This is a genomic window from Anaerobiospirillum sp. NML120511, assembly GCF_023050955.1.
Lineage (GTDB): Bacteria > Pseudomonadota > Gammaproteobacteria > Enterobacterales > Succinivibrionaceae > Anaerobiospirillum.
Genome location: NZ_JALKIK010000002.1, coordinates 78,489 through 92,005, shown reverse-complemented (window position 1 = coordinate 92,005; position 13,517 = coordinate 78,489). Strand labels below are relative to the sequence as shown.

Sequence of the window (13,517 nt, the reverse complement as noted above, 5' to 3'; positions counted from 1 at the left end):
CACATATGCGGGAACTGCAGCGTCTGTTACGGGTACAGGAGTTATCAATGGCCGGCTTAAGTGTTAACGAAAGTTTATTTGTCATCGACATGGACGATACCTCTCCAAGCATCCTGCCTGTAGGCGAGATTCTGCCAGACGGTATCAAGATCGGTGTTGATCGCGATCGCGGTGAGCAATTTGCTTTCTACGTAAGCGAGGATGGCCGCTGGGATATTCTGGCTGCCCGTCCAGTACTGGCCGAGCGCTGGGTAGCTGAGGGCTATCTGCCAAAGAGAGCTTTGCAGATTCACATAGATGAGACCGGCGAGATCGACTGCTACCTGCTCATCAGTCCAAGCTCCCACATTCTGCTGCGCATGACTGATGCCCGTGTCTACAGCAGCCGTTACTATGCCCACCTGGTAGCTACCACTATCTGGAGCTCCCGCAACAAGGATCACGACATCAACCTGCGTGACGGTATCCTGTGCGAACTGTATGGCGTAGTACTCCCTACCTACACCAGGACTCCAAAGTTTGCCGATATCACTCTGCTCAACAACGCTCTGCGGGGTCAGTATGCTGAAGAAGATCTGCGCCGTCCTTCTGACTTCAGCGATGGCAATGGCGGTCTGAGCCGCATGACCTTCAACGAGAGCCTCAGGAAGGTTGAGATGGAGCCTGATACCATTGAGCCTTACTTCCACACTGGTGAGCTGGTTGATGACTTTGTTCAGATGGCCCCGGGCTCATTTATTACCGGCCCTCTGGAGCTGCGTAAGGAATACCAGATTTTTGCCACCGACTCTGACGTAGTTCTGCTGGCCATGTCTGCAAAGTGGGCCGAAGAGCTCATCGAGCGCAAGCTGCTGCTCAACATGGACCTCAAGAATGTTCAGCTGGGTCGTGAAATGATCAAGGTTATGGCCCTCTCACGCCGTCAGGCTCTTGAAGCCTTTGACAACCGTCACTTCGGTGTTACCCAGCAGGATGTCTACGACATCGCTCTTGCTCTGTACCGCGCCCGCAGAAAGATGCCAGAGGCCTCTTTCAAGGATGCCCTGTATGTTCACTCCCTTGGCCTTGTACTGCCAGTGCGCTTTGAGGGTGGCGACCGTGGCGAGGACGTACAGCTGCTGCGTGAAGTTATCACCACCGGTCCATTCGCTCAGGGCCCATTCCTCACTGACGTACTGACCACAGCCATCGCCATAGTCAACTCCAACTAAGTGAAGGCAACAGCAAAATCATCAGGTCTCCCGATCCATCGGACCCCGGATCGGGCACCGGCCAATCAGAGCGCCGCAAGGCGCTCATTTTGTATGTAGCCTCCCCTGCCTGTGCGCCGGCCTGTGCTCCTGCCAGGCCCCGTCGGATGCCCGGTCTCCGACGGGGCCCACCGGCCTGCCAGTCTGGGCACCATGGCCCCGGTATGGTCCAGGCCTTTGCACCAGCGTCTGGGCGACAGCCCGATGGGCGCGCCAGTCAGGGAATGGCTGTGCCTGCATACACTGACATGTATCTATGCAAAAGACTGCAAAAAAAAGCCAGGTCCACGAATTTCATTACAGGCAATTTTCAGATCAGAAAGTACTGTGAGCTGATATAATCCCAAAGCTCAACAGCCGCTGCACACAGCTGAAAACATGCTGTTTAAGGCTGTGCCAGCCAGAGAAAAAGCGCTGAAAAACGGCCTGTCCATGCCCTGCAGATACAGGTAATCCGCCCACGGAAACCTGATAATCATTTGCAGCTCTCTGACCAGTGATTGATTTTTCGTACAATTGTATCTTGTCAAACGTACTGTTGAAGTACGCCTGGTAACAGAGATTTCTGCGCTGTTCCGGCTTTTTTGCCGGTCATCTGCAGATGGAAAACATAAAACCTGAATATTTCCGGTCAATGATTTCCCCCCACCTGCCCTAAGTCTCATGGTAATGAGGCAACGACCTTTGACTCAAGAAGGGTTGGGCATAACATCCGGCATCAGCATGCACTTTGAGGGCTCAAAAGAGCTGACAACAGCATTTAGCTGTCGGGCTTAAACAGAAAAGAACAACTCTGCCATTAAGTCTGATGGTTCTGATGACTATGCCCGGATGTATTGAGCACCATAGATTGACTTGTCCTGCTTTCATGGACCGCGCCACCCGTAAAGGGTATGAGCTGCACCCTCTCATTGCCGGACTGTTAAGCGCCTGAGTGATTCAGCGCGCCCTGCTCTAATTAATTTGACCTCCTTTCATATACCTGAAAGAAGGCAGTCCAGAGGGCTGCCCCTGCCAGACAGGCAGGCAGCAGCCATGGCTGAGTCTGCAGTGTGCAGACTTATTAATTGTTTAGCCGTCTTAAGCTAATCTGGATCTTTTCCTGACGGGAACCTCTGCGTAAGGAGCGCAGAGCTGAAGTTATGCTGTGTTACAAGACCACTGACCTCAGATCCCACGGAGGCATGATAAAACGGCCCCGGAAAATCCAGTTCACCGGCACTGCAGTGCTGATGAATGACCAGTCTGATCGATGGCTCTGTTATTGAAGGCAATTTTGGTATGAAGAAAATAGGTTTATTCTACGGAACCTACACTGGCACCACCGGCAACGTTGCCAAGCGCATTGCACAGGAGCTTGGTGAAGAGTATGTTGATCTGCACAATATCAACAGCGATGGTGCAATGATGGATCAGTATGACTACCTCATCATCGGTACCTCCACATGGAGCATTGGTGAGCTTCAGGAAGACTGGGACGCATTCATGCCACAGCTGGAAAACATGAAGTTTGCAGGCAAGATTGTTGCTCTCTTCGGTACAGGCGATCAGATTGCCTACCCTGACACCTTCCTTGACGGTATGGGTATGCTCTACGAGACCTTCCAGTTCCGTGATGCCAAGTTTGTAGGCTTCTGGCCAACCAGCGGCTACGATTTCACCAGCCCGCTGCCATTATTCAACCACGACAACTTCGTAGGTCTGGCCATTGACGAGGATAATCAGCCTGAGCTCACCGACGAGCGCATCAGAGAGTGGTGCAAGCTGATTCGTCCAGCTTTCGGCCTGTAGTAATTATCCCAGGATAATTCCAGAGCCCCGGCAAAATGCCAAAGCCCCCTTAAGACGCGATCTTAAGGGGGCATTTTTTTACCTGCAGCAAAGCAACCGTCCGCAGACCATACACAGATCAGCAAGACCCTGCCCTGATCTGCAGACAACTGACCAGGCTGCACACCAGGCACCTTTGTGCAGACCACGGTCCCAGTCGCCCCATCGCCCAGGCGCTGACCGTGCCCGGCACGGCCCTGCCTGTGTCCAGGCGGACGACGACTCGAGCTGGGACCAGGACGCAGTCCAGGGGCGGAGATGTCCGGTGATGCCAGGTTCAGATTATGAGGGCTGGGATTTGTAGATGAGGTTAGAGATGGGGATGGGATAGGGATAGGGATAGGGATAGGGATGGGATTAGGTATGTTGGGGGAAATTTTGGTGATCTGGGGATGCAGGGGCTATGATAAAGCTGATATCTATCGAATTTAGCGGTATGTTTTCAATTCTGACTAGATACATCACGCAGAAATAAAAAAACCATCTTACGATGGCTGTTTTATCTTAAATGGTGCGAAAGGAGGGACTCGAACCCTCACACCTCGCGGTACTAACACCTGAAGCTAGCGCGTCTACCAATTCCGCCACTTTCGCATTTAAGTTTTTCTGCTTGATGGTGACCCCGATGAGATTCGAACTCATGACCGTCAGCTTCGGAAACTGATACTCTATCCAACTGAGCTACGGGGTCATGCGTCTATCGAGCTGTTATCAAGCTTTGTGACTGTTCAGATTAAGCTTTGCAGCTTTTTCAGGGAGGTCACCGTCCCTTGGTGTGCGCATATAATACTGTTAATTAATGACCTTGGCAAGCGCTGATCAAAAAAAATTTAAAATTTTCTGAGCATACCCTTAACACTCCCACTCAACAGGCAGTATTTTTTCAGGAAAACCACCGGTAAAAAGCTGATTTATATGCCTCTTTTCTTCACGACAGCCCGCATAGGGGCGTCATTTTAATAAAAATTAACGTTTGCTGACGATCGCGGTCAGAAAGTTTGTTTTTAGTGCCATAATTGTCGGGCTAAATTATGATGTTTTCCTTTATTTATCGGAAAAATCATCCGGACTGCCTCTGATGGTCACCGCCGCCTGAAAGCAAAAGAAGATTTTTTGCACTATTTTGGTGAAACTTTCCATCAAAAGTCCGATTTCCTGATGGAAATAAGATGGAGCCGTATGCGACAGCTCATTTTTGTCCAACGAAAACTCCCGAACAGATTTTTCCCGAAGTAATTTGAGTACAAATAATGACCAACCTTTCCTCTGACTTTCTTAAGCTCTCCCCTGATGTTCAACAGGAACAGCTCGAGCGATTCAAGGGCGTATGTGCCCTTTACGGCTATGAAGGTTTCTTCCGTCTGCAGAACTCACATGTAGTCGTGATAGGCAATGGAGGTGTAGGTTCCTGGATAGCCGAGTCCCTTACCCGTACCGGTGTAGGCTCCATTACCCTTATCGACTTTGACAATATTGAGCTGTCCAACTCCAACCGCCAGCTGCATACCCTGAGCTCCACCATTGGCCAGGGCAAGTCTGAAACTCTGGGCCGTCGTCTGACCGATATCAATCCTTATCTCAAGCTCAAGGTCATGCAGGTCCTCATTAACCGCCATAATGTAGGAGATGTGATTGCCGAGGCTGTCAAAGTTGCCCCTGAGGTATTAAAGAACCTGCCACGCCCTGAGCTAAGAGATCTGCCTGATCCTCACGTACTGGCTGCCAACAAATACCGCCAGTGCACCGGTGCTGTTGATGCAGCTGATGCCATTACCCCTGAGCTGCCTCCTAATATCTTTGTAGCCGAGGCCATTGATGACCTCTTTGCCAAGGCCAGCACCGTAGACTATCTGCACCGCGCCCGTATTCCTGTAGTCTCATCAGGCGGTGCCGGAGGCCGTATTGATCCGTCACGCGTACGCATTGCCGATATCACCGAGGCCCGTGGTGACCAGCTTATCAAGCGTCTGCGTACCGAGCTGCGCCGCAATTATGGCTATCCTAAGGGCCTTGATGAAAACGCCCAGCCGCGCACTCCGCAAAAGAACCGCCGTATGCATAAGAAAGCTGATGAGCGCTTCAATATTCTGTGCTCATTTTCAGATGAAAAGCCGATGCGCGCGGCTGATCGCATGAATACTGATGTCTCCCCGGAGGCATGGGGCATTGTCAATCCGCCTAAACTGCCGGGATTTGGTGCATCCAACACTGTTACTGCTACAGCTGGATTACTGCTGGCATCCGTTATAATAAGATGGATTGTGGGTACCAGAATCTCACAGTAGCTTTGTGCAGGCATCAGGAAAAATCATGTACCGTGGCCCTGCGCGGGCCTGTCATTATTAATGGGCACGGCCCTGAAAGTATGTCCTGAGGCGGGCAGCACCAGCTGCCGGCCTCAGGACATACGGCTGTTATCTGCGCCTGTTTTTCCAGGCATTAACAGCAGGCACATGGCGGTATCAGCAATATCTGTGACCCGACTGATACATATTTTTCCCGTCCTCAAAGACACGGCCCTGCTGCTGTATGCACATATATAAGCAGAGCTCCGGAGCACAATACCGGTTTATCACACGAAGGAAATGGTTATGGCCAAGCCACATAAGAATCCCTCTGACAAAGAGCTTTCCGCAGAATCCATGGAGGATATCAACTCCATTTCCGAGGCTGACTTTGCCGGCATTACCTCTTTGAGTGCCACTCCCGATCAGATTGCCCAGCTGCGCGCCAACCGCAACAATGGCCAGCCAGGTGCTGCTCCATGGAACAGCTCCCTGCCACCTCTGAGCAACCCTCTGGGCTCCATGAGTATTGATCCTCTCAATATTGCTCCCCTTGATAATCTTGAGGGAGCTCAGGGCTTTGCCCAGCAGAAATCAAGAAATCCCGGCCCTCCACGCCAGGTGGCAATTGAGCTGCCTCCTGAGGTTCTTATGGCCGAGCAGCAGTTTGCCTCATCACGCAATGCCGAGCGTAACGGCTTTAATGGCCAGGGCAGCATGAATGGCGGCATGGGCGGCACCATGGGCAGCGCCATGGGCAGCATGAACAGCGGCATGGGCAGTGGCATGGGCGGCATGCCTCAGGACGCCTTTGGCGCTGCTGGCATGCCAGCCCATATGCCGGGCAATATGCAGGGCATGCCGGGGGCCGACATGGGTGCCCGTCAGGTCATGCAGGGTCAGTCCATGGGCATGCCTGGTCAGCCTGTGGGCGCAGCCCCGGGCAGTTTACCGGGCATGGAAGGCCAGCCTGACTTTTTCAGCTCCTCTGCCGGTATCGACAGCAGTGGCCTGCCTCCTTTTGCCCGTCAGTCCATGCAAAATGACATGGCTTCCCAGGGCGCCTTTAATCCTTTTGGCCAGCCAGACAATCAGGGCATGATGCAACAGCCGGGCATGGGTATGCCCCAGGGCATGTCATCCCAGCCAGTGTCACAGGGCATGCCTGGCTTTGGCTCCATGGGCTCACAGGCTCAGGGCATGGTTCCTGACATGGGCATGCACCAGGGCATGATGTCTCAGAACAGCAATCAGAACATGCAGGGCCTTATCTCTGATCAGAATATGTATCAGGGCATTGGGCAGCAAGGAATGAATCCTCCAGGCATGGCCCCTGGCGCTATGGGCCAGCCGGGCATGGGCCCTGGCGGCATGGCACCTGGCGGCGCCATGGGTCAGCCGGCCTTTGCCCAGGCAGGCATGGCTCCGGGCGGAATGCGCCAGGATATGATTTCGGCCGTGCAAAATGCCCTGACCGGCGTTCAGAATATGGCCTCCATCAAGCCACCACCTGCAGTTCACCCTCTGCACGCCCCTGACAGTCATCAGGGCGCCAGCCACAGCGCTCCTGGATTTAACACTGACAGCATGAATTCCGCCGGCCAGAATAATGGCTTTGGCAATGGCAGTGCTCCTGGCAGCGCATTTGGCAGTGGCCCTGGCTTTAATCAGCCACCGGGCACAGGCGTGCAGCCATCACCTTTTGGCGATCCTTTCTCTGATCCTGCCTTTATTGCAGCTCAGAGCATTCGTCCTGCTTTCTATGGCGATGAGCCCGAGCGCAACAGCTCTCCTGGCCGCAGCCAGTCCCGTGACAGCCGTTCCGACGATGCACCTGCCTACATCACCCCAGGCGTAAAGGCAGCTGCCCGTCGTAATGGCCGCATGGAAAATGACAGTGACGAGGAAGGCCGTCTCATACCTTCACCTTATATTGCTGACCGCGATGAGATTGAGCGTCGCACCCGTGAGATTTACGGCAATGACAATGAAGGTGACTCACCATCTGCTCCGGTAAGCAGCGATGATGGTGAAGTTCACACCAATATCTTTGTCTCTGAGCCTGGCAAAAAGGCTCCTATTGTGCCTTCTTTCCTTGCCCGTCAGATGCGTCAGCGTGAGCAGATGCAGGCAGGCCCGGGCGGTCCGGCCGCTGGTGGCGCAGCTGGTGGTGCAGCTGCAGGTCATGCCGGTGGCAGCGCACTGTCTGGCAATATTCCTCCAAGCACCGAGCACACCAACATCATTGAGCACACCGGCCCTGCCGTAAGTGCCGAAAGCGACTATCCTCTGCTCAACCCTAAGGCTCCGTCTACCCTGATCAACGGCTTTGCCTATGACTTCAAGGGCAAGAGCCAGGATGAGGTACGCTCAGGCCTTGATGAAATTATTTCTGCTACCCCGCCACTCCCTGCTGACCATGTGCAGCAAAATGGCGGCTCAATTCTGGCAGCGGACATGGCTCAGGGCAGTCAGTATGACCGTGCTCTGCGCGCCTACAGAGACAAGAGCCAGGTAAGTACCCTTATTATGGGCAACCAGCCGTCTCGTAATGCTCCATGCCCTGGCGGCAGCGGTAATATCACCACCGTGATTTCCCATGGCACTGTAACTCCGCCACCGGGCACCCTGACCGCTCAGCCGCTGCAGCACAAGTCCACTACTCCGCTTACTGCCCTGATGTCATCAGGCGCCAAGCAGAGCAAGACCATCTTAAGTGACGCAGCCGGCCGCGTAATGACCGACAACTACGGTCGCATTACCCGCAAGATTAATCACGATAATACTGAGACCAATCACTCAGTACGTATTTCTGCCATCGACTTCTCTTTCAAGAGCCGTCCGGGCAGTGACCGCTCAGCCGAGAACCAGAACACAGCTGCAGGTTCAGGTGCCGCCGCTACTCCGGCCGCAGGCTCCATCAACTTCAGCGATCTGCCAAGCGCCCAGCCTAAGATGACCTCCCATGAGGATCAGGACGATATCCTAATTGGATCCCTGGGTGGCCCGACTTCAGTTGACCTGTCATCATTCAACTCATCTGACCTGGGCAACCAGGCTGCCGGCAGCGGCAGCGCCTCTGATGGCCAGTCTGCTCTTAGCATTCTGAGCACCCTGGCCTCAGGCAAGGACAAGGCCGATGCCGGTAAGGCAACTGATGCTGCTGGCAGTGCAGGTGCTGCCGGTGCAGGTGCATCTGCAGGCACACGTACTTCAAAGGATACAGGCTTCAAACTGGTAGATGAGAACAGTCCTGCTTCAGCAGGCCACATGCCTTACTCCAGTCTCTTTGACAGTCCTGATGCCTTTGGCGGCAGTGGCAGCCCACGCCGTGTCCGTCCGGATTTCTTTACTCAGGAAGAGCCTGAGATTGTCAAAATCAATCCTCTTGAGGAGAACTCCAAGGCTACCTCCAGGGTGGATACCTTAAGTGGCGATATCGAGCTGCCTGAGCTTACTGACAAGCGCGATCTCAAGGGCTTTGACGGCATGACCGAGCTTGCTGATCTGGGCAAGGCTCTGCGCAATATTGCAGATTCTCTTAACAGCCACACCAGCAGCCGTCTGAATTTCAATCCTCTGAGCAGCCCTTCAGCTGCTGACTCAGCAGCTGCCGGCAAGACTGCAGGCAAGGACATTCTTTCTGCCCCGGCTGGCAGTGAAATACTGGGCAGCAACATTTTGGGTGGCTTAAGCCCTAAGACAGTGGAGATTGATCCTCCAGGCGTTACCGTTCCAGCAGCCACACCTGCTGCTGATCCGGCCGTTGCATCTGCTGCAGCCCCGGCTGCAGCTGCTCAGGCCGATCCGGCCCAGGAGGCTGCCGCAAAGGACAGTCAGGCTGCCAGCCCGGCAGCCCCGGCTGCTCAGGCCGTGCCTGCTGCCCCGGCTGCGCCTGCCGCACCGGCTGGCGCCACTGCAGCTGAGACTGTCAGTGCCGTGATGGGTGGAGCCCCTGTTGATCCTAATGATGCATTCTCCAATCTCATGGCCACAGCTGATGCTGTCTTTGGCGCCTCCATGGGAGCTCCGGCTCCGGTAAGCGCCATTCAGCCTGCCCCTGTGCCAGCTGCAGTGCCAGCTGCCGTGCCGGCGGCTCCATCCGTGACTGGTGCAGCTGCGCCGGCAGCAGCTGCACCTGTGGCCGCAGCCCCGGCCCTGACCGGTCCATGGGCTGCCTATCTGATGCGCTGCCGCAGCATGCTAAATCAGTGTCAGTACCTTGCTCAGTCCGGTATGAGCTACTCAGTATTTGAGCAGCACAATATCGGCTTTGATCCTTTCTGTACCATTCAGGATCCGGCTGTGCCTGGTGCACCTTGTTCCACCTGGCAGGCTCTGACCATTCCTCTTGGCAATGACGGCTATGTTGTTTATAACAGCACAGCCATTTTTGGCTGCACCAATGGCGAGCCTGAGCGCCGCTACATGGGCACTCCGAGCTGCCTGAACCTGGAGCTTCTGAGCACCGGTACAGCTGCTGATACTCCTCTGTTTATCTGCAGCAATGAGCTTGATGCCCTGGCTCTTGAGAGCCTTGGCTGTAAGGCCATGTCAGCAGGTCTGCCTTATCAGGTAATGAGCGTGCTGACCACTCTGCAGCAGCTAAGCGCCAGCCGTGACATGCGCACTGTGCTTTGTGGCCCTGTTTATATCTGTATTCCTGCAGATAATCCAAACTGGGCACCGGCTCACAGTGCTCTTCTTTCTGCCTTTGGCGCTCTGGGCATTGAGGCTCAGGCCCTTGATCTGCGCTCTGGCTGCCCAACAGTCAATCAGTGCCTGATCTTCAACCGCATGCAGTTTGCCGCCTCTGTAGGTCAGGTGCTCTCTCTTGCAAAGCAGAACGCCCTGATGAAACAGGCTCAGGCAGCCGCTCCACAGGGCCTTGCACAGGGCGCTGCAGCCACTGCAGCCCCTGTTCAGGCTGCGCCTGCTGCTGTTGCTGCCCCGGCAGCTGCGTCAGCAGCGGCTGTTGCAGAAACGGCTGTGGCCGCCGGTGGTGCTGGTGGTGCCGCAGGCGCCATTGGCGACGCTCCTGTACACAGTGCAGCTCAGGCAGCCACCCAGGGGCTTATCATGTCCCTTGAAAATCTGGCCCGTATGGAACTGATTCCGGCTCTGTACAGTCTTAGCTGTGACTCTGAGGATCTGAGCAATCTGGTGATGGCCTCGCTGTTTGAAAACAGATTCAGCCCGCTTATCTACACTGGCAATATGCAGCAGTGGCAGCAGCTGAGCTCCATCTTAAGCTCCAGCCATGATCTGGTACGTGCTGCCCCGTCAGATCCATACTTCCAGGTAAATGGCTATCGAGCCCGTTTTGTAGAGCTTCCTGAAGAGACTGACGCTGCCTCGGTAACAGCTTTACTTACCTCGGCATTAAGCCACTGTCAGGCCTCAGGCTGCTCTTCGGCTCTGCTCATTGACACAGGCGATATGGACAATGAAACAGCTGCAGCCCTGGCTCCGGTACTGGCCCGTCTGGCCCGTGAGTTTAATGTTCCGGTCATGGCCTGGTGCTCCCCTGAGCAGGACAGCTGCTTTAAGGGTCTTACCCACCAGAGCATTACCATGGAGCAGCCAGGCCCGGCCCAGATTACCTTTACTGCCCATGACAGCACCGGCGCAGTTCATACCTTCTCAGCCGGAGGCTAAAGCACTGCCCATGGCAGTGCTCTCATAGCGCAGGAAAAAGGCATTGCTCAGCAATGCCTTTTTCTTTGGCTGCAGCAAGAGCGGTACTGAGGGCCGTCCGTGCAGCACTGTGCCACGGTCATGGGCCAGAGGCTCATGGCGTGGCACTGTGCTCGTAAAGCTGATATTATCCGTGTTCCCTTACACCCTGACTTTGCCCCGGAGGCTTGATGAAACTTAATGCTGCACAACAGGAAGCCGTTGAGTACACAGATGGTCCCTGTCTGGTTCTGGCCGGCGCAGGCTCGGGCAAAACCCGTGTAATCATTACCAAGATTAACTATCTCATCAAAAACAGCCTTGCCAGGCCTTCTGAAATTCTGGCCGTGACCTTTACCAACAAGGCGGCCAAGGAAATGCGTGACCGTATTGCCCGTGAGGTTTCTGATGATGTGGCCAAACAGCTGACCATCAGCACCTTCCACTCTCTGGGCCGCATGATTCTCAAGGAGCAGGCAAAGCAGCTGCGCCTGAGCCGCAATTTTTCCATCTTTGACAATGACGATACCTTCAAGATCATCAAGCAGATCATTACCAATGACTATCCCATGCTCAAAGATGCTAACAATCACACCTATATTGAGGATATCTGCCATCGCATTTCCATGTGGAAAGGCGAGCTCACCACTCCCAAGGGCCTGAGCAAAAGAGCCGATGTTGACAGCATTACTCAGGGTATTTATCAGAAATACACTGACTATCTGCGCGCCTGTAATGCCGTAGACTTTGATGATCTGATCTTCATTCCTACCCGTCTGTTGCTGCTGCGTGAGGAGATACGTAATGCCTATCAGGACCGCTTCCGCTACATTCTGGTAGATGAGTATCAGGACACTAACCATACCCAGTATGTGCTGCTGATGTGTCTGGTGGCCGAAAACCAGCGCTTTACCGTAGTAGGTGATGATGATCAGTCCATTTACTCATGGCGCGGTGCCCGTCCGGAAAACATTCAGAAGCTCACTCAGGACTTCCCTGAGCTCAAGGTAATCAAACTCGAGCAGAACTACCGTTCCACCTCCCGCATTCTGCGCTGTGCCAACAGCATCATTGCCAACAATCCTCATATCTTTGAAAAGACACTGTACTCAGGCCTCAAAGAGGGTGACATGATCAATGTGGTCACCTGTGCCGATGGCGATGCTGCCTGTGAGTACATTGCCTCTGAGATCATGGGCCAGCACTTTGATCAGAAAAACTCCTGGTCGCACTATGCCGTTCTCTACCGCTCCAATGCCCAGGCCCGCGATATGGAAAAGGCCTTGCTCAGCTCCCATATTCCCTGCCGCATTACCGGTGATACCTCATTTTTCTCCCGTGCCGAGGTCAAGGACGTCATGTCATGGTGCCGCCTGCTGACCAACCCGCGTGATGATGCCGCCCTGCTGCGTATCATCAATATCCCTCACCGTGGCATTGGAGCTCAGACCATCAAGGTCATGACTGAGCTCAGTCACAAGTTCAACCGCTGCCTGTGGGACTGTGCCTGCTCTACGGAGATTAAAAATCTGCTCAATCCGTCCCAGTATGAGGCTCTGATTGGCTTTTTAGGCCTGCTGGTAGGTATCAGAAACAAATTGCTCAGCCGCCAGGATCTGGAGGTCAGTCAGAAACTGCTTGAGATGATTAATTACGAGCAGTATCTGCGTACTGACAGCTCTGAGGCTGCCTTTGAGTGGCGTCTTAAGAATGTGCAGACCCTGATGAGCTGGATTGAGGATCTGGTCAAAGGTGAGCGTGATGATCCGGTGAGCTTTGCCGACGCCATTGAGCGCCTTGGCATGCGTGAGCTGATGGAAAAGAAGCCTGATGAAGAAGAGCAGAATGCAGTGAATATGATGACGCTGCATGCTGCCAAGGGCCTTGAGTTCCCTAATGTCTTCATACTGGGCTGGGAGGAGGGCATTTTGCCTCACCGCACTTCTATCGATGAGAACAATATTGAAGAAGAGCGCCGTCTTGCCTACGTGGGCGTAACCCGCGCGCAGACCAGGCTTACCCTGGTCATGGCCCGTCAGCGCAAGTCAGGCCCGAGCCTTGTCGATCAGGAGCCAAGCCGCTTCCTCTCTGAGATGCCTGAGTCGGACCTGCACTTTATTAACAATGAAGTGCAGGTGGAAAAAGCCACCAATGAGCACGGCCTCAACCGCGCCATTGAGGAACTGCTGGGCTCGGCCGGCCTGTCAGGATGAGCCCGGGGCAGAGCCCACAGCCCTGCCATGCCTTGCTGGCCATGGCTGGGCTGTGGGACATGGCCTTGTGGCCTGACCTTATGGCCTGACCTGTAAGGCCCGCTGGCTCAAGCAGCGGGCCTTATCTGTTTTTAATGCAGATGTGATGTTGCCAGGTATGATGTTGTGCAGCTGTCATGAACGGTCTTTTACTCATGACAGCGAACAGACCATGATATTTATGCGCTTTGATATACCCTGTATCCCGCAATGGTGCATGTTGT

The 13,517-nt window shown here is 54.2% G+C and carries 6 protein-coding genes and 2 tRNA genes; 5 read left to right on the top strand and 3 right to left on the bottom strand.

Annotated elements, in window-relative coordinates; genetic code table 11:
* Window positions 1–47 precede the first annotated feature (47 nt).
* Window positions 48–1,211 (top strand): hypothetical protein, encoded by a 1,164-nt coding sequence (locus MXE39_RS00760; RefSeq protein WP_246976058.1) that lies wholly within the window; start codon window positions 48–50, stop codon window positions 1,209–1,211.
* A 1,275-nt stretch (window positions 1,212–2,486) separates the two neighbouring features.
* On the top strand, window positions 2,487–3,041 hold the full coding sequence (locus MXE39_RS00755; protein ID WP_246976061.1) for a flavodoxin: 555 nt from the start codon (window positions 2,487–2,489) through the stop codon (window positions 3,039–3,041).
* 548 nt (window positions 3,042–3,589) lie between these two features.
* Here the strand turns inward: MXE39_RS00755 and MXE39_RS00750 are convergent.
* From MXE39_RS00750 to MXE39_RS00740, 3 genes are all read right to left on the bottom strand, one after another.
* Window positions 3,590–3,674 (bottom strand) — tRNA-Leu (locus MXE39_RS00750).
* 20 nt (window positions 3,675–3,694) lie between these two features.
* Window positions 3,695–3,771 (bottom strand) — tRNA-Arg (locus MXE39_RS00745).
* A gap of 353 nt (window positions 3,772–4,124) precedes the next feature.
* Window positions 4,125–4,283 carry a hypothetical protein gene (locus MXE39_RS00740; protein ID WP_246976064.1) on the bottom strand — a complete coding sequence of 53 codons (159 nt, stop codon included), beginning with the start codon at window positions 4,281–4,283 and terminating at the stop codon, window positions 4,125–4,127.
* A 47-nt stretch (window positions 4,284–4,330) separates the two neighbouring features.
* Between MXE39_RS00740 and MXE39_RS00735 the strand changes: the two genes are divergently transcribed.
* The 3 genes from MXE39_RS00735 (at window position 4,331) to MXE39_RS00725 (ending at window position 13,254) form a co-directional block, all read left to right on the top strand.
* Window positions 4,331–5,365: a ThiF family adenylyltransferase gene (locus tag MXE39_RS00735; protein ID WP_246976067.1), complete on the top strand. Its 1,035-nt coding sequence runs from the start codon at window positions 4,331–4,333 to the stop codon at window positions 5,363–5,365.
* A 306-nt stretch (window positions 5,366–5,671) separates the two neighbouring features.
* Window positions 5,672–11,023: a hypothetical protein gene (locus MXE39_RS00730; protein ID WP_246976070.1), complete on the top strand. Its 5,352-nt coding sequence runs from the start codon at window positions 5,672–5,674 to the stop codon at window positions 11,021–11,023.
* A 209-nt stretch (window positions 11,024–11,232) separates the two neighbouring features.
* On the top strand, window positions 11,233–13,254 hold the full coding sequence (locus MXE39_RS00725; RefSeq protein WP_246976073.1) for a UvrD-helicase domain-containing protein: 2,022 nt from the start codon (window positions 11,233–11,235) through the stop codon (window positions 13,252–13,254).
* The last annotated feature ends 263 nt before the right edge of the window (window positions 13,255–13,517 follow it).

Bases quoted from the DNA above. Each gene is read 5' to 3' on its own strand.
- MXE39_RS00725 (WP_246976073.1), top strand. From the start codon at position 11,233: ATGAAACTTAATGCTGCACAACAGGAAGCCGTTGAGTACACAGATGGT.
- MXE39_RS00755 (WP_246976061.1), top strand. From the start codon at position 2,487: ATGACCAGTCTGATCGATGGCTCTGTTATTGAAGGCAATTTTGGTATG.
- MXE39_RS00760 (WP_246976058.1), top strand. From the start codon at position 48: ATGGCCGGCTTAAGTGTTAACGAAAGTTTATTTGTCATCGACATGGAC.
- MXE39_RS00730 (WP_246976070.1), top strand. From the start codon at position 5,672: ATGGCCAAGCCACATAAGAATCCCTCTGACAAAGAGCTTTCCGCAGAA.
- MXE39_RS00735 (WP_246976067.1), top strand. From the start codon at position 4,331: ATGACCAACCTTTCCTCTGACTTTCTTAAGCTCTCCCCTGATGTTCAA.